Here is a 25,955-nt window from a genome sequence, read left to right on the forward strand (position 1 = left end):
AGCGGCAAATCTACTTGAGGGGTGGCCCTCCGGTAATCTAGCTCGGTGCCAGGTCCCTATCCCATCCAACCCCCTGCCTCTAAAAAAAGGTGGGGGGTTTTAATTTCGTGGGGATTCTAGTTCCCATATAGAGAAAGCTTAGTTTAAACCCGTTTATTCTCCCTTCAGTTCAGTACACTTGTTGTGTTGATCAGAGTTCATCGCCCCAAATCATCCAAACTAAAGGTAGTAGCAGGAGTGGTCAGGAGAAAATCGCCCCGCTCTTGGGTCAGACCCACTGGGCGACTGGGGAAAGCCACCAGGATCCCTTCCAAGCGCAGCATCTCCGCCGTGGGATCGTAAGCTAGGCGCAACTCGAAATCCCGTAGGTCACGGCGTACTTCCACACGGCGGATCCCTTCTTCCGTTAGGCCCAAGCGGAACCGCCAGTGATTTTGCCATTGCGTGCCGATGGTGGCGTCTAGATCCACCCCGTAGGTGGAAATCTCACCCAGTTTGGGGTCGTAGATTGCTTGCAAGGAATAGCTGATCCCTGGCTCATACACATCCAGGCCCGAGCGTTGATCCCGATTGAACGTGGTGCTGCTGCGCCCCCGATATTGCAGGCGTACCGGTCGCAGTTCCCCTTCGTTCAGGTCATAGGCGGTTTGTAGTTGAATGTTAAACAGATCTGGCGTGGTATTCCAGGTGAAGTTGGCGTTGACCAGATCCCACTTTTGGTTGATGAAGTCGTAGCCAGCAGTGGTGTCGAGACGCAGCAGATTTTTGACCTCTGCCTGCAACTCTTCCAAGTTGCGGCTGGCAATCGCCTCCAAATCTTCCTGGGTGTCATCGGGGAAGGTCAGGGCAATTGGCATCTCACCGGGCAGGTCATCTTCAAAGGCAATGTAGCCAGGGGGAACGTTGGGCAAGAGATCGCGAGGGGTAAAGAAGCTGATGTTGGCGTTGATGCGGTCTACATCTTTGGGGCTAGTGGAAATGGTTTGAAAGGGGACGGAGTTGTTGCCGTAAAAGGTGCGGCTGTAGCGTAGGTCAATCGTATTCCAGTCGGCAGGCCGCAAACTGAGGCGAGGGTTGAGGCTGACGGTGGATTCCTGGTCAGGGGTGGAGTAAAGCACCTGGCTGTAATCAATCGAGCCGGGCATAATCGTCACCCAACGGGCCGGCTGAATGTCGTTAAACCGTAGGCTGGAGCGCAATTCGTAGCGATTAAAGAAATGGAGGCCGGAGCCCACTTCTCGATCCGGTTGTTGCTCCTGGGTGAGGGTGAGGGCATTGGTGAGGGAGATATCGGGGGTGATGCGGATTAGGTCAGGGTTGAAGGCCAGCTCGAAGTTGCGGCGTGGCTCGTTGTCGCCGTTGGAACTGCTGTAGGCGCGGTAGTTGAGGCGGTAGCTGCCTCCCCAGCCTGGCGGGGTGAGTTGTGTACCCAAAGTTAGACGAGCATCGGCAAAGTCAGGCCCATCCTTGATGCTGACCCGCTGGTTGTAGTCCAGCCGCAAGTCCGATTGCAGCCAGTGCACGCCCCCATAGCGTTGGTTGTGGCTGAGGGTAAGGGGGAAGCTGTAGGTGCCCCGCTCCTGGGATCCCGTGCGGCTGATGTTCAGGGTGGTGGTGGAGAGATCCCCCTGGAAGGTGGAGTTGAGGCGCAGATCGGCGTTATCGTTACGCCCACCGGCAGGACGATAGGTGTTGTCGAGGTTGAGGTTGAGCTGTCCGCGCAGTTGACCTTCTTGGCCGAAAAGGGTGGCAGCATAAAAGTCGAAGTTGTGATCCACCCGGAAGCGACTGGACATCCGCTGTTGATCTGCTTCCGTTACCAAATAAAATTGCGCCCGCCCATAGTTGACACTGTCAGGGATGGGCAGAATGTAGTCGTGTAGGAAGCCTACCCCTAAGCCTTTTTTCTGGATGGCATCCACCCGCAAGCCGCCGAAGTTGTACTCATCGAAGCGATAGGCCCAGCTGGACTTGACGAACACGCCTTCCGTCTCGCTTTGACCAGGCAAAATCCACTGGTGATCCCGCAAGCTGTAAACGAACAAAGGAAAGTAGCCGATCTGGATGCCCGCCTGCAGATCACCCTGCTCCGTCAGTTCCCCACCGGCAAACATACGCGCGTCATAAACAATCACCCGGTCATCCGGGAAAACCTCCACCCGATCCCCCTGCACATAGTGGGTAATGGGCGGCTCTGGCGAGGTGGTGATGGTGGCCTTCTCGAAGAAGATCTGATCCCCCAAGAGGGCGGTGGTTTCTTCACTGCGCACAAAGACCTTCGTCCCCGGTTCTTCCCCCGGCAGGATCACCAACGAGTTTTCAAATTGGGCAGTGCGGCTGGGAATGTCCAGATCTAGATTTTCCCCTTGGATTTGCCGAACACCCCGTCCTTGAGGGCCAGGGGGTTGCTCCATACGGAAGGGGCCATCGCTGCGCAAGCGCCGTTCCCGTCGGTAAAACAACAGCCGGTTACCCGTGATACGGCTGCCATCAGAGAACTGGATTAGGGCATTCCCCTCTGCAATGCCCAGGTCTTCTTCAGCAAGGTAGCTAAGGATATCCCCATTGATGTTAATTTGATCCGGATCCAGGGGGATTTGCCGTTGGGCAGTGGCGGTGGCCGACAGTTGCTGGCGAATTTGGGATCCCTGACTGGGGGGAAGTGCCGCTTGCAGGTCTGGTTGCAGATCTGAAGAGGGGGTGTCCACTGCAGCGTCCAGGTCACTAACCGGGTCACTCAACAGAGGGAAACGCTCCAGCAGTTCCGGGGCCAAAGGCAAACCTGCAGTGGGCGTAAAAGCTTCTGTTGCAGGATCTGCTTCGGTAGGAGACAGGGATCCCGTCTGTAGAAGAGGGAAATTTTCTGCCAGCTCCGGATCCACGGGGGATCCCTGGGGGGGGACACCCCTCAGCCCTAAATCTCCACCTGCTTGGGAAATCAACAGCGGAGCCGTTTCTGGGAAGGGCGGGATCCGACTCAACTCCCCTTCTGCCTTGGCCTTCTCTTGCGGTGCGGTTGAGGCCAAGCTCTCGGAGGGGGATGTCTGGGCGGGGGTGAGCAACTCCAACGCATTGAACTCATCCCTTACACGCAGCCAGGGTTGCTCTTCCACTTGCAGGGCAGAAGCCTGGGAAGCCGTGGGTTGTGGGGGCTGAGTCGAGGTTGGGATCGGGGCTGAGGACTGGGGTGTCGCTTGCGCTTGCGCCTGTTGTGCTTGGGCCTGTTGTGCTTGTCGGCGGGCATGGGCTGCCGCTCCTTCCGCCAACAGACGTTGGAGCCGCTGCTGGTTCAAATCTAAGGGCTCTGTCCCGCTCCTGCCGACTGGCGTCAGGACTTTTTCGGAAGTGATGTCTTGTCCTGCAGAAGAGGAGGGAGGGGCTGCTGCTGCTGTTTGGGCTGCTAGGGGTTGTGGGGAGGGATCCGGGGGCTGGGCTGTCGCTACCGTCGCGGGAGCGAATGGAAGGGAAGCGGGAGCTGCAGGGGCAGCAGGTTGGAGGGATTGTTGTGCCTCCGCCAAAGTTAGGGGATCCCCCAGTAGGCTTGCCCCTGTGGGCAGTTCGGGTTCAGGCTGGGAATCCCGGCGGGCCAGTTGTAGGCGCTGGGCGGGGGTTTGCATCGCCCAAAACCGCTGGTAGCCTTCCATCTCGGTGGGTAGGGGCTCCAGTTGTGCAAAAACCGACTCCCCCATCACCAGCCAGAGGGATCCGCTACACCACAAGGCCAACCAGGCGGTTCTCGCCCAAGGGCCAAAGCCGTCCGGGAAGTTGCAGGATTTCACCGTAAAAACCGCCACAGTAAAGAAAAGCCTACCCCACCGAAAATCATATTCGGCAACCAGGCCGCCAGCCAAGGATCGATATGTTCAACTCGACCCATCGCTCGCCCTAGGCTCATCAGTACATAGTAAATAAACACCAGAACAATCGCTAGCGCCACGCCTCCGTAGCGTCCGGTTTGCCGCACCGTTTGTAGGCCCAAGGGGGCAGCTACCAAGACGGCGAAGAAACTGGCCAGAGGAATGGCGAACTTGAGATGATATTCCGTCAGGCAGCGGGCCACATCAGCCGAGGGGCGTTGTTCCTGTCGGTGCCGTTGGCACTGCTCCCACAGCTCCCCGGCCCGTTGCTCTTGGGGCACTTTTTCGGCGTAGATCAGACCCACCAGCTTATTGACGATATTCAACTCCATTTCCCCCACCTGGCCCTCGTAGTAGGTACGCCCCTGTTGGTCGTAGCGACGTACCACGACATCCCGGAGTTGCCAAGATTGCCCCACTTGCTGGGCTGTTTGGGCGGAGATCACTTGTGGGTAGCGCAGGTGACCCGTTTCCGCTTTGCGATCCAGGATGATGAGATCTCGCATCAGGCCCGTTTCGGGGTCAATGGAGCCAACATGAAACCAAAGGTCGTCATCCACCCGCACGATTTCTTCCGGGTTAAACAAAATGGCATCCTGAGCCAAAATCAAATTCTTGTTCAGGGTTTTCACTTTTTGGTTGGTTTCCGGCACAATCACCTCGTTGGTAAACAGAGCCAAACCGCTCACCAACAGGCCAATACACAGCACAGGAATAAACACTTTGCGATAGGGGATCCCGGCGGCACGCAGAGCGATGATCTCGCTATCGGCTCCCATTTTGCCCAGGGTCAGCAGGGTGGCAAATAGGCCAGCAATCGGGAAGGTCACCACCAAAATAGCGGGTAGATTCAAGATGAGAATGTGCAAAATGGTCAGGGGGGGAGCCCCCTTTTTCACCAGCAGATCGGCATAAATGAACAACTGGTTGCCCAGCATCATCACCGTGCCGCCTGCTACCCCTAGAAAGAAGGGGCGGATCATCTCCTTGAAAAGGTACAGCTCCAAAAAGCCTGCCCCCAATCTCAGGGATCCCCAAAACCCACCTTTTGGAGAAGGGGAGGTGCGCGGTTGGGCCTTATCGACAAAGTCAGTGGTCATTCTGGTGGTACAAGTTAGACAACAGGGGAAAGCCTTCCCCTAGAGAGAATCGGTGATGCGAAATTGAAACATCCCCTGTTGCGTCTCATCTCCTTCGACGGTGTATTCATCCCGATCCATATTGAGGGTCACTAACTTACCACTGAGGCGGTTGGCACCCCGGCACATTTGATCCAACGCATCCCGACCGGGCAAAGTTTCGGTACTGCCGCGCTGGATTGGGTTCATCTCACCCCGGTCACAGAGGACGACGGGATCCCGTTCGGCGGTGATTTTGAAAATCTGTTCCTGATCAAAGTAATCGGCTCGATCCCCTTCAATAGCTCGATTGGCTTGCACGATCACCACATTGCCAAAAAAGCGGGCATCGCTGCTGGCCTGGTCAATCTCCACCCGATCCGCATAAATCACTGTGGGTTGATCCACATCCGCCTGCGTCTCTGGGTTGGCCAACCGTTGCGCCAGCCAATCCCCTTCAATTTGCTCGATCAGTACATCCCCGCTCAGCTCCACCCTCTCAGGGGTAATGGTGGCTCGCATCGCCCTAGCTTTCCGCCCCCGCTGGATAAACTCCACAGCATCGCTAAATTCTGAGGTTCCGGTGCGGGAATTGTAGACCAACCGGGCAGCCCGCACTTCGGTTTCCGCCTGCCGCAGCTCATCCGTCAGGGATCCCCCTTCTGGAGCGGGAGTGGAGGCAGCCATCTGCCGGTAGAGCACGTCTTCCTCAAAAAAGAAGATCTTGTCACGGTGGTTGCCCTCTAGGCGAACGGAAGTGAGCACCCGGCCCGGCTCCCGCAGAGTAACGCCCCCCGTGAGAATGCTCTGGGATTCGCGGCGGCGGTAGGTGCCTTGTGCAGATTGAATAATAGTTTCCCCCTGTTGGATCTCCAGGTTGCCTTCCCCTTGGGCAATTTGGGTGTTGCGGTCGTAGGTAAGGCGGTCGGCGATAATCGTCACTTCTTGATCTTGGCCAGACTCGGGGTCGGGGGAAGCCTGAGCCAGGGTGAGATCCGCCAGCAAGGGATCCCGGTTGCCATCACTGGCCAACTCCCGCAAAACCACCCCCCCAGACAGAATACTTTGGGCCTGCTGGCGCAGGTAAGTGCCCTGAGGGGCACGAATTTCAAGGCCACTTTCTTGAATCCGCAGGTTGCCTTCCCCTTGAGCAACTTGGTTGGTGCGGTCATAGGTGATCTGGTCGGCAGTAATCGTAGTGGAGTCGGGATCGGCAGCGGCACTGGCCAGCCATTGCGGGGTGCTGGCACTGTCGGCCATAGCAATTTGGGTGGCAGCAGGGCTATGCGCCTCTGGCATACTCGCCCCGTCTCTGGCGGGGTTGAGGCCGCGACCAGGGGGCAACACGATCAGCTTGCCCTGCTGAGCACTGAGGAGGGCAAATTGAAAATTAAAGGAGCCAGAGCGGCCATGCAGCAGCATTTCTTGCCCCTTCAGGGTGAACTCTCCTGGCACCTCAATGCGCTCTTCTGGGGTTACTTTGAGAGCATTCGTCAACAGCAGACTGCCATCGTCACTTTCCACCTGTACCTCTTCTTCTAGATACAACTCATCGGCGGTGGCGTTGTAGCGGGCTTGGTTCGCTCGCCAGGTCATTTGTTCGCTGCTGTCAAAGAAGGGATCCGGCTCTCCCTGGCGTTGGGTGGCAGGTTCCCCATAGAAGTACCCGTGTGCCCCCTGCTCAAATACCTGCTGCCCGGTTTGCGAGTCCACCTGTTCGGCGATCAACCGCCAACGCTGATAGCCTCCCCGATGCCCAAGAATATCCACTCTGCGGCTGACGGAGGCCGGCTGCTCGGCGGGGGGAGCTTCTACCACCACTTCTTCAATGTCGATGAACAAGGCCCAGCCAATCAAACCGGCCAGCACCCCGCTCCCCACCAGAGCCACGATCAGGTTGGAATTAAAAAGTCGCCGCATTCTGCTTTTGTTGCTCTCCTGTCGCCACCCCAATCGCTCCGAACTGAGGCTCAGCGCACCCAAGTCCAGCACACTAGGCTGTAGCTTATCTCAATTTCCCGGTAGCATCCGGGGGATCCCCCGCACACCTTCCGACTGGCTTAACCCTCTCTAACCCAGGCGACTCAGCATAAACCCCAACCCCAGAAATAGCCCCACCCAAAAATGCAGAGCAACGGCGATGAACTTGGACTGGCTAATTCGCGGCGGCTGGTCGTGATAGGTGCCCAACAAGCGGGACAGCTGCACCGCAAAAGGGATCCCTACCAGGCTAAGCAACGTCCAAACCGGAAACATCCCCAAACCGACAAAGATCGCCGTCAACCCAAAAATGCTGCCACAGATCCAGGGAATCAGGCGGGCCGAGCGCAACGTACCCAGACGCACCACAGGTGAGCGTTTACCGCAGGCTAGATCATCCTGCACCTGATGAAAATGGGAGCAAAACAGAATCAAGCTGGTGACGATCCCCACCACCAAAGAAGCTGCCAACCCCGTCAGCGACCAGGTTTGAATTTGGCTGTAGTGGGCAGCCAAAACCGCCAGTGGCCCAAAACTGAAAAAACAGAGAATTTCCCCAATCCCTTGGTAGCCCAGCCGCAATGGTGGTCCCTGATAGGCATAACCCAGTCCACAGGCAATCAGCACCAGGACCAGCACCGTCGGATCCGATTGCCGCCAGCTCAACCACAGGATCCCCAATAGGCCAAGGGCCAAGAAGGCGTTGCCCACCCAGAAAACCTGCTCCGGCTTGCCTGTCAGATTGACCAGCGAGTGATGCTTGTTTTTGTCAATCCCAGTCTGGGCATCGAACACATCATTGCTGATGTTGGTCCAGGCCAAAATGCAGATGGCAGCCCCGAGAAACACCGCCAAAACCTGCCAATCCATTACCCCCACCTGAGCATACGCAATGGCGGATCCCACCCAAATGGGCATGATCGCCACACTGTACATGGGGGGCTTGATGGCGGCCATCCACAGTTGTTTGCGTGAGGGGCCGTTCCAGGAAGCCTGTTCAGAAGGTTGCGCTGGGCTAGCACCGAGTTCCATGCGAGTTCTCCTTGGCGGTTCTGGCTGGGTGAGCAAATCTGTACCTGCTCTGTAAAGTAGAGTGCTTCAAGTGGAATCCCTAAGGATGCTAAGAAATTTTGCGGATCGTGAAGAAGCCCGTGAAGATCCAGGTGTTAAAGGCGAGTTCTGGCCAGACCATCTCGTAATCTCATATCTTAAAGCCATCTTCGCCAGGCACTCCTCCTGATCCGGATTGGGCTTTTGGGTTACCCACGGGGCAGAGCCCGTTTCTGACCCCAATCCCACCCAGGCGGGTTTGTCCTCTCCTCTTCTCGCATGACCTTCTCCCTTTCTCCCTGTTCAGAATGGCCCAGAATTTGGCCAACGCTCCCGGTTCAGGCTTCTCCTTGGACAGCTCAGGAGGGGGATCCCCACCGCTGGGATCCCGTATTAGCCGCCTGCCAACAGACGGCGCGGGCGCGGGGCATTCCCCAAATTCTCAGTCTGTCCCGTTCTTTCTCAGGGTTGGATCCTCTGGTGGTGCTGGCCCAATCCCTTGGCTCCAACAGTGGGAGTGGACTGGCGGATTCGAGCTATTGCTATCTTGCCCACACAGCCCGCTACGGCAGCGTTAGGGTGCTCGGCCTGGGAGCCCTGCGGCGGGTTTACCTATTGGGGGAAGGGCGCTTTCAAGCCTCACGGGCTTTTTTGCAGGAGCTACAGCCCCATGTGCATACCGAAGCGGTGGATTGGGGATCCCGAGCTTCAACCCCGGCAAGTGGGCAGGAACAGGAACGGCCTTTGTGCTTTAGCCGCTTTAGCTTTAACCCCGAGCGCACCTATGGCCCAGCCGCCCTGTTGGTGTTGCCGGAATGGCAGATCTGGCAGGAGCAGGGGCCAAGGAGCTCTGTTGTTGCACCGGTTTCAAAGGGATCCCGGACGGTAGCCCGGTTGAACTTGGAGGTCAGGCCCGAGAGCGATTTGGCGGTCTTGGGCACTCGTATCCACCACTTTTTTGCCCACATGTCGCGGTTGTCTCAACACCCGTTGCCCCGCTGGGAATTGCAAACGCCTCTGCAGGTGGAGGTCAATCGAGAGGAACTCCTAGCCCGCATTGACAGGGCTTTGCAAGCGATTCGAGCCGGATCCCTGGAAAAGGTGGTCCTGGCGGAAGCGGTTGATCTGCCTTTGGCTACCCCACCCCCAATCCCAACGGTGTTGGCCTACCTGGAACAGCGCTATGCCGATTGCAGCGTGTTTGCTTTTGCGGAGGGCATTGGCAGCAGGGAAGCTTGGGCTTTGGACACCGCTGCCGGTCAAGGGCAACCTTTCTCTTCTCCAGAGCGAGTCTTTTTGGGAGCCAGCCCAGAACGGTTGCTCTCCGTCTGGCAAGGGCAAATCCAGATCGATGCCTTGGCCGGGTCCATAGCACGGGGGGAAACCGTCAGCCAGGATCAAGCCCTAGCCCAGCAGCTACTGCAGAGTCCTAAAGACCGTCAGGAACATCAGTTGGTGGTGCAATCGGTGGGAGAAGCCCTGCGCCAAGTGGGGTTAAAGCCGCACATTCCCTCCCAGCCTCGTTTGTTGCAGTTGGCCAATATCCAGCACCTACAAACCTTGATCCAAGCGGAAATGCCGCCTGACCTCCATCTTTTTGACCTGTTGGCCCGGTTGCACCCAACAGCGGCTGTCGGCGGCTACCCCAAGCAGGCGGCAGTGGATTGGATCGAAGCGGCAGAACCCTTTGACCGCTCCGGCTATGCGGCACCCCTGGGCTGGGTGGATTTGCAGGGGAATGGGGAGTTTGTGGTGGCGATCCGATCCGCTCTCATTCGTGGGGATCGGGCTCGTTTGTACGCGGGTGCCGGCATCGTGGTTGATTCTCGTCCGGAGCAGGAGGTAGCAGAGATTCAGCTGAAGTTGCAATCTCTGGCACAAGCTTTGGCCATCCAATCAACCCTCTCTGTTTGTTGAAAGTTTGTTGAAAGTCGGTTTTTTGTCAGGCGGCAGTTCTCCGGGGTTGACAACTTATACTTTTCCCCTACAGATGTGTTTCCTCTGGAGACGATTTATGATACGTCATCCCTCCGTGAAGAGGGGTAGATTCCATGAGTGGATGCTCCAATGCGAATTTTCCTTAGGGTTCTTCACGTCAAGGGTCTTGTCATATCCTGACGAATCTGTTGCCTGCCATCCCCCTACAAAGAGAGGAAGCTGCGAATGGCTAAAATTCTGGTCACTGGTGGTGCCGGAATGATTGGCTCTAACCTTGTCAAGCGGTTGGTGGCTGAAGGGCACGATGTTTTTGTGGTGGATAACCTCTGGCGAGGCAAACTAGATTATCTAAAAAATGAGGTGGGGAACTTCGTAATTCCTTTAGAGGAAAGGTTTTTCTTACTGGATCTTGCCATCGCAGGAATAATCGATAACCTTGTCAGTCAAGTTGAGTACGTCATTCATTTGGCTGATATTGTGGCAGGCATAGATTACGTTTTTGCCCATCAGGGAGAAATTTTTAGAAAAAATATCGTTATAAACTCAAACGTGATTCACTCAGTCAGGAAGAATCGAAGCTCCATAAAAGGATTCATCTATACCGGCACAGCCTGTAGCTTCCCATTGTCTTTACAACAGGATATCGACTCAAGGCCCCTACGGGAAGAAGACCTATATCCTGCCCAGCCCGAATCCGCTTATGGATGGAGCAAGTTGATTGGCAACTATGAGACCGAGCTCTTGGAAAAAGAAACCCAAATTCCCTGCGCGATCCTCATGCTACACAATGTCTATGGAACTCCCTGTGATATTGGCCCTCGTCGGCAGGTCATTCCATCTTTAATCACCAAAGCCATCCGGTTTCCAAAAGAACCCTTTATTGTTTGGGGCAGTGGATCCCAAGGCAGAGCCTTCGTCCATGTGGATGATGTTGTGGATGCGATTGTGCTGACCTTAGAAAAGGGACTGGGGCGAGGCACCATTCAAATCGGGCCATCCTCTTGCACCACCATTCAAGCCTTAGCTGAAATGATTGTCAGCATTTCTGGCAAAGACATTAAAATTATCTACGACACTACACAACCAGAGGGAGATAAGTCGCGCAGAGCTGACTACTGCAAAGCCAGAGACATTTTAGGCTGGGATCCAAAAATACCTCTTCGGCAAGGGCTTGAGGAGCAATATCGATGGATTGAGGAACACATCAAACGGCGACAATGGATGATTCCTCTCATGTGCAAACTGGCTTCATGAGGGGAGCTGAGATTTGGTGTATGGGCAGATTCTTTGATGTCAACATTGAGTTCAATCGAGATAAAGTTAATGAAATCATTTTCTCCGCTATCTCGAACAAGCAAAAAGGCTATGTCTGTTCTATTGAAAGTAATAATCTCTCTATTGCCAATGTCAATCCTGAATACAATACGATCATTAACGGATCTTTAGTCAATATATGTGATGGCTCTGTGTTGGCTAAGATCCTTGCATGGATTCACCAACAGGATTTTGATTCGTACATAGGAGCAGATCTATTCCTCGCTTTCATTGAAATGAAAACCTTCAAGCAATATTTCCTGGGAAATACTCAAGAGATTTTGGACAGCCTACGAGTGAATCTTGCCAAGATCGATCCTGCCATTCAAACCATGAGATTTTGCCCGTTGCCTTTTGTAGATGTGGAGAGGTTTGACTATCCTGCCATTGCCAAAGACATCAATGCTGATCAACCGGATATCATTTGGGTTTCCCTTGGGGCTCCCAAGCAGGAAATCTTCATGCACAAGCTTCTCCCTTATCTTGAGCAAGGGGTAATGTTCGGTTTTGGTGCGGTCTTTAACTTCAATGCCGACACCGGAAGCGTAAAACGCGCCCCTAAATGGATGTTGAGGTGGAGGCTAGAGTGGCTGTATCGAGCCTATGAAGAACCCCGGAAGACTATTCCCAGATACATTCGTTTTCTTTGCCTCCTACCCCGGTTGGTTTGGCAGGAGTATCAGACCCTTAGGCAACAGAGGCGTTTGATCCCCTAATCTTCGTCTTCGTCATCCACTTCTTCTTCATCCAGATCCAGCAGTAGGGCATAAAGCTGGTCGAACAGTTCCGGTGGGTCATCCGGGGTTAACAGATAGGGATCCCCTTCATCCGGCAGGGCCGCGTAGATCAAAATGGGGTCGAGAGGGGTAAAAATGCCATACTTCTGATCTTTGTAGAAGAAAGTGGCCAGCAGCTGAAACTCTTGGGCATCTTCGTCGCTTTCGCCAATTTCCAGCACGTCTTCATCTTCGACGGCGGGCAACTCCCCCTGAACCGTGAGGATATCAAAGCCATTTTGCTGCAAAGTTAAGTTTAATTCTCCCAAGACCGCCTGGATTGTGGGCATTGCCGCCTGTAATTCTTCTGGATCCGGTTCATCCAGGATCCCTTCCATATCGGCATCGCCGTTCACGGGTTGGCCGGGTTCTTCCTCCCCTTCCCAAACCAACACCTTGATCACGGCATCGACAGGAGTGACTAGGGCATAGGTTTGATCCTCGATTACAACCTGCCTCAAGATCTCGCACTTGAGGAGCTGATCTTGCTCGTCGCGGAGCACCAAGGTTTCATGGGATTCATTCATCGAAAACAGCCCAGGGTAGATAAGCAAACGAACGGGTTCAACAAAAGTTCATTCTCCCATGTTCTGCCCCACTGCAAAATTCAGGGATCCCTTTCGGGTTCATCCTCGGCGCTTTCTGCTTCCGCTTGCCGTTCCGCCTCGGCCAGAGCCTCTAGGGCCCGTAGAATTTCTTCTTCCCGCTCAGTGTAGGTGGCTTCGTCAATCTCCCCCAGATCCAGTTGGATTTGCAGGGCGGTGAGTTCTTTCTGCAGGTTTTCTTTGTTGTCCAGCTGTGCCTCGGCGCGTTCTTGAATTTGCCCCGCCAGCCAGAGCAAGCTTTGGGCAGGCCATGTTAACAACTGCCAAACCATGGTAGGCATCCTAACCCCGATGGGCTGATCCTAACAGTGGGAGTCCAAATAAGCCTGGTAGTTTGCCCTCTCCATTTGGCAGCGATGCTCATCCCAGCCCGCATGATTGCGCAGAATCTCCAAAATATGGGGCATGGGCTCTTGACACGGATGTGCCTGGATACCCACGGTCGTGCGCCGCAGCAATAGATCCACCAGGGTTTGGGCCATTTCCGCTTGCAGGGCAAAAATCAGTTGCGCAGCAATATCGGGCCAGGGTGGGGCAATGGGTTGTGCCAGATCGGGGTTGGTTGCCACGAGTTCCAAGACTTGCAAGGCTCGGGATCCGTACAGGTTAAACAGGTGATGCAGGGTACGGGCGGGGAGAAGGGGAGCATAGGTGCGTAGGGCTTCCGCAATACGTGGATCCTGGGGGGTGATGGCGCCGGGGAAAGGTTGGTTCGGGGTGGGAGACGGAGAAACGGGTTTGCCCAATTTGCGGAGTACCTGATCCACACAGTCTTGGCCCACTTGTCGAAAGGTGGTGAGTTTACCCCCAATCAAGCTGATCAAGTTGGGGATCCCTTCGGAAGCATGATCTTTGAGGATGTGGCTGCGGGTAATTTGGCCGGGTTTGAGACCCTGGCTGTAGGGGAGAGGGCGAACACCAGCATAGGTGAAGCGAATTTGGGCTCGCGTCAGTTGCGCATGGGGGAAAAGCCGATTGGCCTCCTGCAGGAGGTAGTCTATTTCTTCCGGGGTCGCTTGCACGGCATCCAAATCCCCCTTGTAGGGAATGTCGGTGGTGCCAATCAGCAGGAGTGGGGTTTCCCAACCCCAGGGCACGACAAATAACGGGCGCCCATCGCTTTTGGCCTCCACGTATAAGGCACTGCGCGGGGATCCCGGAAACGGCTCCACCAAAATATGGCTGCCCTTCGTCCCCCCAATCAGGGGTTGATATCCAGGCCGAAGGGATCCCAGCAGGGAATCCAACCAGGGGCCGGCCATGGCCACCACAATTGCATTGTCCAATCCGGTCAGGCGAAACGGAACTCCACTGAGGTGATCCTGCCCCTGTAGGGTATGGATCCCGTTGGGGCCAGCTTCCAGGTGGGTCACTTGGGCATAGTTCACCACGGTTGCCCCGGCTTGCTGGGCCGAGAGCACTGTCTCTAGACACAGACGTTCCGCATAAACCACCTGCCCATCGTAGTATTGGGCCGCCCCCAGCAGATCCTGAGCATCCACCTGGGGAAACAGTTGCCGAAAAGCCGCCGCCGAGAGCATGCGATGGTTGGGCAAACTTTTGTCGAAGCTGAGCAGATCGTAAAGGGTCATGCCAGCCCGAATTTGCCAGGGGGGGCGTTGTCCTTGCCGATAGATGGGAATGGTCAGTTGCAACGGCCGCACCAAGTGAGGAGCCGTGCGCAGCAAAATTTCTCGCTCTCGTAGGGATTCCCGCACCAAAGCAAATTCGAAGGTCTCCAAATAACGCAGACCCCCATGGATGAGGCGGGTTGACCAACTGGTGGTGCCGCCACCGAAATCTCCTTTGTCCAACAGGAGGGTGCTCAACCCCCTCAGGGCTGCCTCTCGCGCCACCCCCGCTCCATTAATGCCCCCACCAATGACCACCAGATCGTAGGATCGGTGCACCGGGATCCGCCCATCCCCTAGGGAAGATGAGCTCGACTTTGGCTGATCAGGCGGTAGGGATGACTCTTTTAGTGAGCACAATACGGTATCCGCTGGCATGACTGGCTCCACTTCCTCTGACCCACCCTTCACCATCATGGCCCTCGATTTGGGCACCACCGGTAACCGCGCCCTTCTCTTTGACCGATCCGGGCAAATGCTTGCCCAAGCCTACCGCGAGCTCCCCCAGATTTATCCGCAACCGGGCTGGCTGGAGCACGACCCGCAACGCATTTGGCAAGATACCCTCTCCGTCATGCGGGCAGTTATGCAGGAAGCCGGGATCCGGGCTGAACAGGTGGCAGCCCTCGGCTTGGCGGTACAGCGGGAAACCTGTCTACTTTGGGATCCCACTACCGGAAAGCCGCTTCACAACGCCATTGTCTGGCAGGATCGACGCACCGCGCCTCTGTGTCAGGAGTTGATCGATCAGGGGCAGGAACCCGACATCCGGCAGCGCACCGGCTTGGTTTTGGATGCCTATTTTTCGGCAACCAAGCTGGCCTGGCTACGGGAGCACCTGTCTGCTCAAGATCCTGGTCTTCTCTCTCGACGAATCTTGGCGGGCACGATCGATAGTTGGGTGATCTGGAACCTCAGCGGCGGATCCCTACACATCACTGACGACAGCAATGCCAGCCGTACCCTGCTTTACAACTTGCAGGAGCGTCGCTGGGATCCAACCTTGTGCGAACGGTTTGGGATCCCGATGCAATGGCTACCGGACATCTGCCCCAGCCTCGGGAGGGTCGGCTACACGGCTCCCGATCTGTTCGGGGCAGCTATTCCTATTGCGGCCATCTTGGGGGATCAGCAGGCGGCTCTATTGGCCCACGGCTGTGACCGACCCGGGTTGATGAAATGCACCTACGGCACGGGCTCCTTTTTGGTGGCCCACACCGGCTCAACCATTGCTCGCTCCCAGCACCGACTGCTCTCCACTCTGGCCTGGACAAGCCCCAACCAACCGGCTGGCTACGCCTTGGAGGGCAGTATGTTCACCAGTGGCGCCTGCATTCAATGGTTGCGGGATGGCTTGGGGATCATCCACTCTGCTGATGAAACCGCCTCCTTGGCTCAACAGTTACCCGACAGCGGTGGCCTTTATTTTGTCCCCGCCCTCAGTGGCTTGGGAGCTCCCCACTGGGATATGAGCGCTCGGGGCGCCTTCTTTGGCATTACCGGCGGGATCCGACGGGAACATCTGGTGCGGGCGGTGCTGGAATCGATCGCCTACCAAGTCAAGGAGGTGGTGGATGCTGTGGCCGAAGATCTGGGATCCCCGTTGCAACGGCTGAAGGTGGACGGGGGGGCCTGTCGCAACGACTTTCTGATGCAGTGGCAAGCCAATGTCCTCGGGATCCCGGTGGAACGTCCCCAGCTGCTGGATGCAACCGCTCAAGGGGCCGCCTTTGCTGCCGGTTTGGCGGTGGGTTTTTGGGAGGACTACTTAGCCTTGGTAGCCGCACGACCCGTGGATCGGGTTTTCCAGCCGGATCCCGAAAGCGACCTAGCCCAAACCTGTTTTCGTACCTGGCAAGAGGCTGTGGCTCGGGCTAAGCAGTGGCCGGAATGAAAGGATGAAGGGAGGAGATTAATCGTTCCAGTGGTGCTTCTCGATCCAGTCCATCAGCTCCCAGTCGGAGTGGGTGCAGAGCCGATCCCCCGTAATGGGATCTTGGGCATACCACCAGACAACGCCGGTGCCATCTACCCATTGCCGTACTCGCAATTCATCGCGGGCTGTCAACACCTCTTTTAGGTGTTCCCAAGCATGGCGCAATCCTTCCAACAGCGCCGGAGACGAGTGAACCGTGCCATACTCAGCAGCCAGTTGCCGTTGCTCTTGTTCCAGCAACTCCACCAAGCGGGTGTTGTTGGCGGCCCTGGCTGCTTCCAGACGACGAGCCAGAGAGGCAGCGATGTTTTGTTGATGGCGGGCAAGGAGATTAACTCCAGTCATTTCGGCGGCTGCATTCATTAAGATGCTCCACATCAATACCTCTACACGATCAATCGTACCGTGAATTCTGTAGCAAAAGCTACGGAAAATAACAGAATTGTCATTATTGCGATAGTTGCACTGCTGGCATGCCAGACACGAAAGTCTGATATACGGCTCTTTCATGTCCATTTCTTCCTTAGTTGCCTCCGGTGTCCATGGGATATAACGGACTAGCCCCAAAGGGGTGTGTTGTGTACCCAGCAGGGGGAGGTGTGCTGTGGGGCGATTTTGGGTTGGCTTAGGAGCTGTGGTAGCCTTCGGGTGCAGCAGTGCCGTGGCAGGGCCTTTGCCAGAGGCGGTTTGGGGGGATCCCAGCTGTGGTCTGCCAGAGGCAGAGCGGCTTGAAAAACAGCGGCTCCTAGAGGCCAGTTCAACCCATCCCGAGGCAGCAGAGCAGTACCGCGCCCTAATCGGATCCCATGCCCAGCACCTACAAGCTTGTCGCGCTCAAACCTGGCCGCAAACTCAGGCGGTGTGGTTGCGACTCTACGATACCGATGCGCTACCCGGTGTACTAGATGAGGTTTTGGATCGGATTGTAAACAGAGGTTACAACCAGGTCTTCGTGGAAACCTTTTACGACGGGCGGGTGCTGTTGCCAGAGGCTGATAATCCGACCCCTTGGCGCTCGGTGCTGCAGGAGGCGGTGGCCGCCGGGATCCTCCCCGCCGATACGGATCTGTTGGCAGAGGTGATTGAAAAGGGTCATGCCAGAGGGCTACAGGTTCACGCTTGGATGTTCGCCATGAATTTTGGCTACAGCTTCAGCGAACGGGCGGATCGGGCTCCTCTGTTGGCTCGCAATGGCTGGGGAGAAACCAGCATTGCCCAAGCTCGCTTTGATCCGGGTCTGCTCGTCGATGGGCAAGCCTTTTACGAAGATGCCTACGAAACGGAACACCTGTTTGTGGATCCCTATCATCCGCAAGCCCGACAAGATTTGATCACAGCTATTACCGCCATTTTGGCCCGCCAACCGGATGGGATCCTGCTGGACTATATTCGTTTCCCAACCGCCGTCGGAGCCGACAAATGGGTCAGCCACCCCCATGAACTGTGGATCCACGCTGAGGCCAGCCGCTCAGCCCTTTTGGATCGCATGGGCCGTCGCCGAGAGCGGGAGTTGATGCATCGCTACCTGCAAAGTGGGTTTTTATCTGCCGCTGATGTTGCCCAGGTGGATAGTCAGTACGCGGATGAACCGCTGCCGTCGGTGCTGGATCGGTTACGCACCCACGCTCGCCGCGCCCAGCGGTACGAAGCTCAGTTTTGGCAACAGGCTGTAGACCATGCCCTGCAAGGGGTGATCGATTTTTTGGCCGCCGTTGCAGAGCCGGTTCTAGCAGAAGGGATCCCAGTGGCGGCTGTGTTTTTCCCCGGTGGTAACCGCATTCAAGCGGGAGCTTATAATGCCAAGCTCCAACCCTGGGATCGTTTTCCGGCCCCGATTGAGCGGCACCCGATGAGCTATGCCATTTGCGGAGACAACAATGCCACTTGTGTCGCCGATCAGGTGGGAGAAGTGATCAGCAAAACGCCCGTGGGGACTCCCATTTGTCCGGTTTTGGCCGGCACCTGGGGTCAACCCTTCGGAGGCCATGCCAGCCTGGAAATTCAGATGGAAACCCTAAAATCTCGCTATCCGCAACTGGAGTGTGTGAGCCATTTCGTCTACTCCTGGATGGAGCCAGACTCCGATCGGGATCGCAAGTTCCGACTGCAAGCTCAAACTCGGGGTTTTTGACATCCTCTCCCAGCAACCCAGAGCAGATATGCAGAGAGACTCCTTGGGTCACCCCAAAGACTTCCTGCTCCTTAACCTCTTAATTAACATGTTGTTAATATGTTGCTACGCAACTGTTGCTACGCAACGCTAATGCTCCGCACCGCCTAAGCGACTGCTTGCGCGACAACGCGAAGGCTGGAGCACTGGTCGGCTCTGGATAGTTCCTACCCCTACCCTCGACTGGGATCCACCCGGTAAAGGGCACAGGAATAGTCAGGAATAGTATTGTGGCTGATTGCTAACCACTCTAAAGTCCGTTGCAAACGGTGTGCTTGCAAACCAGAGACCAACCAGGGCGACTGCGTCAAAAAATGATGTAAGGATTGATGGCTTTCTACCCCAACATGGGGAGCAATGACAGGCAAGCTCTTCCGCTTCATGGGGGAAAGTAAACCCAAAAGGATGAAACTCAAAGCTTCGTACTTCAGGAAAGTGGGGGCGGTAGGCCTCACAGTAGTCATCAAGGACTTGAAGGGTGGGTAGCGCCTGACGAGCTAGAGTCATGGCCGGGTAAGGAGTTCAGCTTCTACCTCAAGCCTAGCCTCCCCATACTGACGAAAGAGGCATAGGATTCAGACCCGATCAAAGCCGTCGCCAACGCCGCCCCGACTGCGCGAGCAAGTCTTCCGCCGCCTTCGGCCCCCAAGTGCCAGCCTCATAAGTAAAGACCGGCAGTGCTGCACTGCTGCCGTTGCCACTACTGGGCTCCGCTTCCCAAGCCGATAACACCGGGGTGACCACTCGCCAAGCCGCCTCTACCTCATCTGCACGGGTAAACAGCGTCGGATCCGAAAGCAGACAATCCAGCAGGAGGCGGTCATAAGCATCCGGGGTACCTGCCCCAAAGGCTGTCCCATAACGAAAATCCATATCCACAGAGCGGGTGCGGATCTCTGGCCCTGGCATTTTGGCCTCGAAGCGCAGTGAGATCCCTTCATTGGGTTGGATCCGCAGCACCAGAATATTGGGACTCACCTCCCGCGCTGCCGACTGAAATAGGGATAGGGGTACCTGCTTGAAGTGGATCGCAACCTCCGAAATCTTTTTGGGCAATCGTTTGCCAGTGCGCAGGTAGAAGGGCACCCCCTTCCAACGCCAAGTATCGCACTCCAGTTTCAGGGCCACATAGGTGGGCGTGGTGGAAGCCGGATTCACGTTTGGCTCTTGCAAATAGCCCACCACAGGCTTGCCCGCCATCCAACCCGGACCATACTGACCCCGAACAGCGGCAGCAGCCACATTACGGGTGTCCGCCAAACGAGTTGCCTGCAACACCTTGGTTTTTTCGTTGCGTACCCCATCACTGCGCAGAGAAACCGGCGGTTCCATCGCAGTCAAACAGTAGACCTGCATCAAGTGGTTCTGCACCATATCCCGCAGTGCGCCCGAGGAGTCGTAGTAACCGGCTCGATCCTCAACGCCAACGGTTTCTGCCACGGTGATCTGCACATGATCAATGAAATTGCGGTTCCAGAGGGGCTCAAAAATGGCATTGGCAAAGCGAAACACCAACAGGTTCTGTACTGTTTCTTTGCCGAGGTAGTGATCGATGCGGTAGATTTGCTCCTCATGGCAAACCCGTTGCACAATCCGGTTCAGCTCCTGGGCGGAGGTGAGGTCATGACCAAAGGGTTTCTCGATCACCACCCGCGTTTTGACGGGATCCGCCACCATTCCGGCTGCCCCCAAATTCTGAATGGCTTGGGCATAAAAATCCGGCGAAACGGCTAGGTAGAAAATCCGGTTGCCGCGGGTACCCCGTTCTGAATCCAGTTGGCTGAGCAGTTGGTTCAGCCGGGTGTAGCTGTCTGGATCCCCGATATCCAGGCGGGAGTAGAACAATCGGCTGGCAAATTCTTCCCAAAGGGCATCGGGGCCGAGATCCTTGGCGGCAAATTCTTGCATCGCGGCCCGCATCTTTTCGCGGTAAACCTCGTGCGTCCACTCGCGGCGAGCCACGCCCACTAGGGTGAACTCCGGCGGCAGACGACGTTGCACAAATAGCCGATAGTAGGCCGGAACCAGCTTACGGGCGGCAAGGTCTCCTGAGGCCCCAAACTGCACCAAAATACAGGGATCCGGAGTGCGTTCTTGGTTAAGACCAACGCGGAGGGGGTTTTCAGCCAGGGTGACCATAGAGTTAGCTCGGATGGGGTAGAAAGGATCGACTCAAGGAACAACCGCTAAGGATGGGGACTGGGAGAACCCTGAAGGCAGTTCAGCACTTCCATGACATTCTCGCGGCTGCCAATAATCAAAGGCACCCGTTGGTGCAGGGATTGAGGGACGATGTCCAAAATGGATTCCGTGCCGGTGGTGGCCACACCCCCTGCCTGTTCGGCCAAAAAGGCCAGTGGGGCCGCTTCGTACATGAGGCGCAACTTGCCTTCCGGTTTCTTTTGGGTGCCGGGATAGAGGTAAACCCCCCCCTGCAGAAGAATACGGTGAAAATCCGCCACCAAAGCACCGCTGTAGCGAGAGGTATAGCCATCGCGGCGGTGGACATAGCGGACAAAGTTCTGGATCCCTTCGTTCCATTGACAGAAATACCCTTCATTGAGGCTATAAACGGATCCCCGTTCGGGAGTGCGAATCGGGCTTTGGGAGAGGATGAATTCCCCGAGGCTGGGATCCAACGTAAAACTGTGAACCCCCTTACCGATGGAATACACCAGTTGGGTGCTGGGGCCATACAAAATATAGCCCGCGGCCAGTTGGTTGCGCCCCGGTTGTAATAGGTCTTGGTTGTCCGCTTCGGGACGGTTCTCTAGGGGGCGGAGGACGGAGAAAATCGAACCGACGGTGAGGTTGGCATCGATATTGGAGGATCCATCTAGCGGGTCGATCAACAGGGCTAAACGGCTCAGAGAGCAATTTTCCGGCAGGCGGGCCGGGGTTTTCATTTCCTCGGACACCAGCCGACAGACCAAGCCCGTTTGTTCCAAAGCTCGGATGAAGGCTCGGTTGGCATAGTCATCCATCTGCTTTTGTTCTTCCCCTTGGACGTTGATGCTGCCGGTGATCCCAAGAGCATCTTCGATCAGCCCGGACTGACCCAAACGGCGGGCGATCATCTTGCCGGCCAGAGCAATGCGGTTAAGCAGGGCGCTAAAGTCTTGGGCTTCGGCAGTAAAACTTTCAAACTGTTGCAGAACATGGCGGGAGAGGGTGAGCACATCCCGCGACATCTCTCGTTCGGTGCTGCTGGGCAACATTGTGGCAGAGGAGGGAGAACTCAGAACCATAACAGGGGGCTTCGCCAGTGCGAAGGGGAAAGGCCAAAGTCAGGGATCCCCATCGAAATCTACTGAACATTCATTGGTTTTGGGCTGCGTCAGCAGCGGGTCAGCACCCGTTCTTCAGGGATCCCTTCACTAGGTAGGCTGGCTGATGATCCTCCTCATCCAAGGAACTTACAGAGTTGCTTCAGATTTTGGGTGCGCACTTGGGCACTACCGGCTGGAAGAAACAAGATAGGATCAATCCCACTCCCAAGAATGGGATCCCCTTTCATCTTTTTTCTTTGCTCAAACCTTCCCATGACGGCTAATCTTCCCTTCACACTTCGCAGCCAAGTGGTCACCCAAGGGGTGCAGCGTTCCCCTAACCGAGCCATGCTCAGGGCAGTGGGCTTTCAAGACGAAGATTTCTCCAAGCCCATTGTCGGCATTGCCAACAGTCACAGTACGATTACCCCCTGCAACATGGGGATCCAGCGCCTGGCCGACCGTGCCGAAGCTGCGCTGAGAAGTTCCGGCTGCATGCCCCAGATGTTTGGCACCATCACCATCAGCGATGGCATCTCCATGGGCACCGAGGGGATGAAGTACTCGCTGGTCTCGCGGGAAGTGATCGCGGATGCCATCGAGACCGTCGTGAATGGCCAAAGCATGGATGGTTTGTTGGCGATTGGCGGCTGCGACAAAAACATGCCAGGGGCGATGATTGCCATTGCCCGCGTTAATGTACCGGCCATTTTTGTTTATGGGGGCACCATCAAACCGGGGCACTACAATGGCCGCGACCTGACGGTGGTCAGCGCTTTTGAGGCAGTGGGACAGTTCAGTGCCGGGCGGATCTCGGAAGAAGAGCTTTTGGCCGTCGAGCGTCATGCTTGTCCTGGGGCCGGATCCTGTGGCGGTATGTTCACGGCCAACACCATGTCCAGTGCCTTTGAGGCGATGGGCATGAGTCTGCCCTATTCTTCTACCATGGCTGCCGAAGACGAGGAAAAAGCCGATAGCACTGCCGAATCCGCTAAGGTCTTGGCGGAAGCGATCAAAGCCGGGATCCGGCCCCGCGATATTATTACCCGTCAGAGCATCGAGAATGCCATTTCCGTGATTATGGCGGTAGGGGGATCCACCAATGCGGTGCTGCATTTTCTGGCAATTGCCCATGCAGCTGAGGTGCCTCTCACTCTGGATGATTTTGAGACAATCCGTGCCCGGGTGCCGGTGCTTTGCGATCTGAAACCCTCCGGTCGTTTTGTGGCGACCGATCTGCATCGGGCGGGTGGGATCCCGCAGGTGATGAAAATGCTCCTCAATCACGGTCTCCTGCACGGTGATTGCCTGACCATTTCCGGCCAGACAATTGCAGAAGTGTTGCGAGAGGTGCCGGATGAACCCCGCCCTGACCAGGAGGTAATTCGCCCCTGGAACAACCCGATGTATGCCCAAGGCCACCTGGCCATCTTGAAAGGGAACCTGGCCCGTGAAGGAGCTGTAGCCAAAATTACGGGGGTAAAAAACCCGAAAATGACTGGGCCAGCCCGGGTCTTTGATTCCGAGGAAACCTGCCTACAGGCGATACTTTCCGGCAAGATTCAGGCGGGAGATGTGGTGGTCGTGCGCTACGAAGGCCCCAAAGGTGGGCCAGGGATGCGGGAAATGCTCTCCCCCACCTCGGCGATCATCGGGGCTGGCCTGGGAGATAGCGTTGGCTTGATCACCGATGGCCGCTTCTCCGGTGGCACCTACGGCATGGTGGTGGGGCATGTGGCTCCCGAGGCCTATGTGGGGGGCACAATTGCCTTGGTGGAAGAGGGGGATTCCATCACCATCGATGCCCATGCGCGGCTGTTACAACTGAATGTGAGCGAGGAAGAACTGGCCCAACGGCGGGCCAAGTGGTCTGCGCCCAAACCCCGCTACGAACGGGGAACCTTGGCCAAATATGCCAAGTTGGTCTCCAGCAGCAGCCTTGGGGCGGTGACGGATTTGGGCTTGTTTGATTGAGATGGTGATTGAGATGGGACTGACATCCAAATCCCATTTCAAGTGATCTAAACAAACAAAATCAAAAAAATGGCAGAGATACGGGATCCCTGCCACTTTCCTTTCGGTTATTGCTAACGGTTGTTGCTAACGGAATGGAACGGAATCAAGTGCCAATGATCCCGCCATCATTCTTGGTGATCACCACCGTGGCAGAGCGGGGATAGATGTTGTTGTCAAAATCGGGCCAACGGGATTTTTGATTGCCTGCGGCAAACTCTTCATCTGTTGTCGTGGCACCGGGGTGCTGCACGTTGATGAACATGGTGCGCTGGTCGGGAGTAGTGATCACACCGGTGATCTCCTGCCCGATCGGGCCCGTCAGGAAACGACGAATTTCGCCGGTTTCTGGATCGGCTGCCAACATCTGGTTGTTGCCAAATTGGGCAAACTCATCCTTATTCATCAAACTTTCGCTGATGTCGGTTTGGATCCAGAGACGACTGTCCGCATCAAACCATAGGCCATCGGGAGAATTGAAGATATTGTCTTCATTCAGGGCCTCGCCCGACAACTTGCGGCTGTCCTCTGGTGGGCCTGCCAACACAAAAATATCCCATTCAAACTGCTTGGCATTGGGCTGGTTGTTGGCTTCCTTCCAGCGGATGATGTGTCCCCAATTGTTTTTGGCTCGTGGGTTGGCTGCATCAATTTGGGCTTCTTCGCGGCGGCTGTTGTTGGTCAGGGTGAAGTAAACCATCCGAGTTTTCGGATCGACAGCACCCCACTCCGGACGATCCATTTTGGTGGCACCGACGAAATCCGCCGCTGTACGAGTATTCACCAACACATCCGCTTGGCTGTTGAAGCCATTTTCAGGGGTGAGGCCATTTTGCCCAAACACCAATGGCAACCACTCGCCGGTGCCATCTTCGTTGAATTTGGCCACGTAAAGGGTGCCGTTATCCAAAAGATGCCCACCCGCGGTAGCTTTCACATAGGGTTGGGCAGACACGTACTTGTAGATGTACTCAAAGCGGGCATCGTCCCCAGAGTAAGCCACTACCGGCTGACCTTCCACCGGCGGCTGGAACACCACCCCTTCATGGGCAAACCGACCCAAGGCAGTGCGCTTTTTCGGCGTGCTGTTGGGATCAAACGGGTCAATTTCCACCACCCAACCAAAGCCGTTCGGCTCATTGCGATAGTCCTGAGTGGCATCGGCAGCCGTGGGAGTGGCGTTGAAGCGGATAAACTCATCTGCGCCGTTACTGGCCAGTTCCCAACCGTAGCGGGAGGTGCCGGTGCTGACCCCGTAGCGAGATTGTTCGCGAGGCAGGCTAGGCTTTTGATCTTCAGTCTTGAGGTTGGAGAAGTACCCAGCCCAGTTCTCCTCGCAGGTAAGATAGGTATTCCAGGGGGTCACCCCATGGGCGCAGTTGTTCAGGGTGCCGCGGACCATCGTGCCATCGGGGCTATACTTGGTCTTCACAAAGTCGGATCCCCGTAGCGGGCCATGAATTTCCATCGGGGTTAAGCCTGTAACCCGGCGGTTGAGACGATCCCGCACCACTTCCCAGGTGCCATTTTCCTGGCGGGCAATGTGGACGATGCTCACCCCGTGGGCGTTCAGCTCCTTCAGCACTTGGTCGGGATCCCGCTTGCCATCGGCATTAACAGGGTATCCATCCGCATCCAGTTTTTGCCCTACCGCCGCTGCATGCATGTAGCGAGGCTCCACATACTCGTGGTTTATGACCAGCAAGCCTTCGGTGGAGCTCCCTTCGTAGGGATCCTCACCCTCAATTGGGAAAAAGTGCATGCCGTCATGGTGGCTGCCCACCTGCATCCCTTGGTCGGCACCGGTGTTTTCCAGCTTGTACTCAGGATAGTTACCACTGATTGGGGTACCCCAAGCTACCAGAGGACGGGCGGTGTAGCCTTCTGGGACAACAATCAAGTCTTCTTCGCTGACGGGAATGGCCTTGAATCCCAGCAGAGCACTGCCACTGGCAGCTTTAGCGGATCCGGAGATCAAATTCAATGCTGGGGAAGCAAAAAAGGAAGCCACGGCTGCAGCAATGCCGCCCTGGAGCACCTGACGCCGCTGAAGGCGACTACTCAGGATGCTGCTGAAGGTGGGGTTGTTGGAGTGGTTACAAATAGGCTCGTCTCCAGGACGAGGCTTGGGGTTGTGCGAATTATTGCTCACGTTGAGTTCTCCTCTTGTCAAGTTCTTGGAAGCCTAGATGTTTCCCAAAGAAAAGCACCGGCCTCATGCGAAATGCTTGCTACACACTCGACCAGCCAACACAAGACTAGTGGCTCAAGACTAAGGGAAGGTCAAGAGAAGGTTAA

18 protein-coding genes are annotated in these 25,955 nt (G+C 56.0%); 6 read left to right on the forward strand and 12 right to left on the reverse strand.

Annotated elements, in window-relative coordinates; translation table 11 throughout:
- Positions 1-197 precede the first annotated feature (197 nt).
- The 4 genes from JX360_RS10955 to menA form a co-directional block, all read right to left on the reverse strand.
- Positions 198-3,779, reverse strand: a complete 3,582-nt coding sequence (locus JX360_RS10955) for a hypothetical protein (protein ID WP_244350759.1) — start codon at positions 3,777-3,779, stop codon at positions 198-200.
- A complete protein-coding gene (locus JX360_RS10960; protein ID WP_244350761.1) occupies positions 3,776-4,957 on the reverse strand; it encodes an LptF/LptG family permease in 1,182 nt (393 codons plus the stop codon). Before JX360_RS10960 ends, JX360_RS10955 begins: the two co-directional genes overlap by 4 nt.
- Before the next feature lie 39 nt (positions 4,958-4,996).
- Positions 4,997-6,895 carry an LptA/OstA family protein gene (locus JX360_RS10965; RefSeq protein ID WP_244350763.1) on the reverse strand — a complete coding sequence of 633 codons (1,899 nt, stop codon included), beginning with the start codon at positions 6,893-6,895 and terminating at the stop codon, positions 4,997-4,999.
- A gap of 150 nt (positions 6,896-7,045) precedes the next feature.
- Entirely contained in the window at positions 7,046-7,987 is a 942-nt protein-coding gene (gene menA, locus JX360_RS10970) for a 2-carboxy-1,4-naphthoquinone phytyltransferase (protein ID WP_244350765.1), read from the reverse strand.
- 297 nt (positions 7,988-8,284) lie between these two features.
- On the opposite strand from menA, the gene JX360_RS10975 reads away from it, so the two are divergent.
- The 3 genes from JX360_RS10975 (at position 8,285) to JX360_RS10985 (ending at position 11,973) form a co-directional block, all read left to right on the forward strand.
- The gene (locus JX360_RS10975) at positions 8,285-9,922 is read left to right on the forward strand and encodes an isochorismate synthase (protein WP_244350767.1); all 1,638 of its coding nucleotides are present in this window, start codon (positions 8,285-8,287) and stop codon (positions 9,920-9,922) included.
- Between the two features lie 246 nt (positions 9,923-10,168).
- A complete protein-coding gene (locus tag JX360_RS10980; RefSeq protein ID WP_244350769.1) occupies positions 10,169-11,197 on the forward strand; it encodes an NAD-dependent epimerase/dehydratase family protein in 1,029 nt (342 codons plus the stop codon).
- 20 nt (positions 11,198-11,217) lie between these two features.
- Positions 11,218-11,973 (forward strand): WecB/TagA/CpsF family glycosyltransferase, encoded by a 756-nt coding sequence (locus JX360_RS10985; protein ID WP_244350771.1) that lies wholly within the window; start codon positions 11,218-11,220, stop codon positions 11,971-11,973.
- Here JX360_RS10985 and JX360_RS10990 read toward each other — a convergent pair.
- The 3 genes from JX360_RS10990 to glpD form a co-directional block, all read right to left on the reverse strand.
- The gene (locus JX360_RS10990; RefSeq protein WP_244350773.1) at positions 11,970-12,560 is read right to left on the reverse strand and encodes a DUF3727 domain-containing protein; all 591 of its coding nucleotides are present in this window, start codon (positions 12,558-12,560) and stop codon (positions 11,970-11,972) included. The genes JX360_RS10985 and JX360_RS10990 overlap by 4 nt on opposite strands.
- Before the next feature lie 80 nt (positions 12,561-12,640).
- Positions 12,641-12,910: a gas vesicle protein GvpG gene (locus JX360_RS10995; RefSeq protein WP_244350775.1), complete on the reverse strand. Its 270-nt coding sequence runs from the start codon at positions 12,908-12,910 to the stop codon at positions 12,641-12,643.
- 30 nt (positions 12,911-12,940) lie between these two features.
- On the reverse strand, positions 12,941-14,548 hold the full coding sequence (glpD, locus tag JX360_RS11000; RefSeq protein ID WP_244350777.1) for a glycerol-3-phosphate dehydrogenase: 1,608 nt from the start codon (positions 14,546-14,548) through the stop codon (positions 12,941-12,943).
- Between the two features lie 97 nt (positions 14,549-14,645).
- Between glpD and glpK the strand changes: the two genes are divergently transcribed.
- Positions 14,646-16,163, forward strand: coding sequence for a glycerol kinase GlpK (glpK, locus tag JX360_RS11005; RefSeq protein ID WP_244350779.1), 1,518 nt, complete (start codon positions 14,646-14,648; stop codon positions 16,161-16,163).
- An 18-nt stretch (positions 16,164-16,181) separates the two neighbouring features.
- Here glpK and JX360_RS11010 read toward each other — a convergent pair whose 3' ends face one another.
- Positions 16,182-16,568, reverse strand: coding sequence for a hypothetical protein (locus JX360_RS11010; protein WP_244350781.1), 387 nt, complete (start codon positions 16,566-16,568; stop codon positions 16,182-16,184).
- Between the two features lie 241 nt (positions 16,569-16,809).
- On the opposite strand from JX360_RS11010, the gene JX360_RS11015 reads away from it, so the two are divergent.
- Positions 16,810-18,336 carry a family 10 glycosylhydrolase gene (locus JX360_RS11015; protein ID WP_244350783.1) on the forward strand — a complete coding sequence of 509 codons (1,527 nt, stop codon included), beginning with the start codon at positions 16,810-16,812 and terminating at the stop codon, positions 18,334-18,336.
- Positions 18,337-18,548: 212 nt separating this feature from the next.
- Here the strand turns inward: JX360_RS11015 and JX360_RS11020 are convergent, their stop codons facing one another.
- The 3 genes from JX360_RS11020 to fbp all read right to left on the reverse strand — a co-directional run bounded on the left by JX360_RS11020 (position 18,549) and on the right by fbp (position 21,566).
- Positions 18,549-18,839 (reverse strand): transposase, encoded by a 291-nt coding sequence (locus JX360_RS11020; RefSeq protein ID WP_279611433.1) that lies wholly within the window; start codon positions 18,837-18,839, stop codon positions 18,549-18,551.
- A 121-nt stretch (positions 18,840-18,960) separates the two neighbouring features.
- Positions 18,961-20,514 carry a glucose-6-phosphate dehydrogenase gene (gene zwf / locus JX360_RS11025; protein WP_244350788.1) on the reverse strand — a complete coding sequence of 518 codons (1,554 nt, stop codon included), beginning with the start codon at positions 20,512-20,514 and terminating at the stop codon, positions 18,961-18,963.
- Positions 20,515-20,561: 47 nt separating this feature from the next.
- Positions 20,562-21,566 carry a class 1 fructose-bisphosphatase gene (gene fbp / locus JX360_RS11030; protein WP_244350831.1) on the reverse strand — a complete coding sequence of 335 codons (1,005 nt, stop codon included), beginning with the start codon at positions 21,564-21,566 and terminating at the stop codon, positions 20,562-20,564.
- A 351-nt stretch (positions 21,567-21,917) separates the two neighbouring features.
- Here fbp and ilvD point away from each other — a divergent pair, with 351 nt between their 5' ends.
- Positions 21,918-23,618 (forward strand): dihydroxy-acid dehydratase, encoded by a 1,701-nt coding sequence (gene ilvD / locus JX360_RS11035; RefSeq protein ID WP_244350790.1) that lies wholly within the window; start codon positions 21,918-21,920, stop codon positions 23,616-23,618.
- A gap of 145 nt (positions 23,619-23,763) precedes the next feature.
- Here the strand turns inward: ilvD and JX360_RS11040 are convergent, their stop codons facing one another.
- A complete protein-coding gene (locus tag JX360_RS11040; protein ID WP_244350797.1) occupies positions 23,764-25,809 on the reverse strand; it encodes a PhoX family protein in 2,046 nt (681 codons plus the stop codon).
- Positions 25,810-25,955 lie beyond the last annotated feature (146 nt).

Source organism: Thermostichus vulcanus str. 'Rupite' (assembly GCF_022848905.1).
In the GTDB taxonomy this organism is placed as follows: domain Bacteria; phylum Cyanobacteriota; class Cyanobacteriia; order Thermostichales; family Thermostichaceae; genus Thermostichus; species Thermostichus vulcanus_A.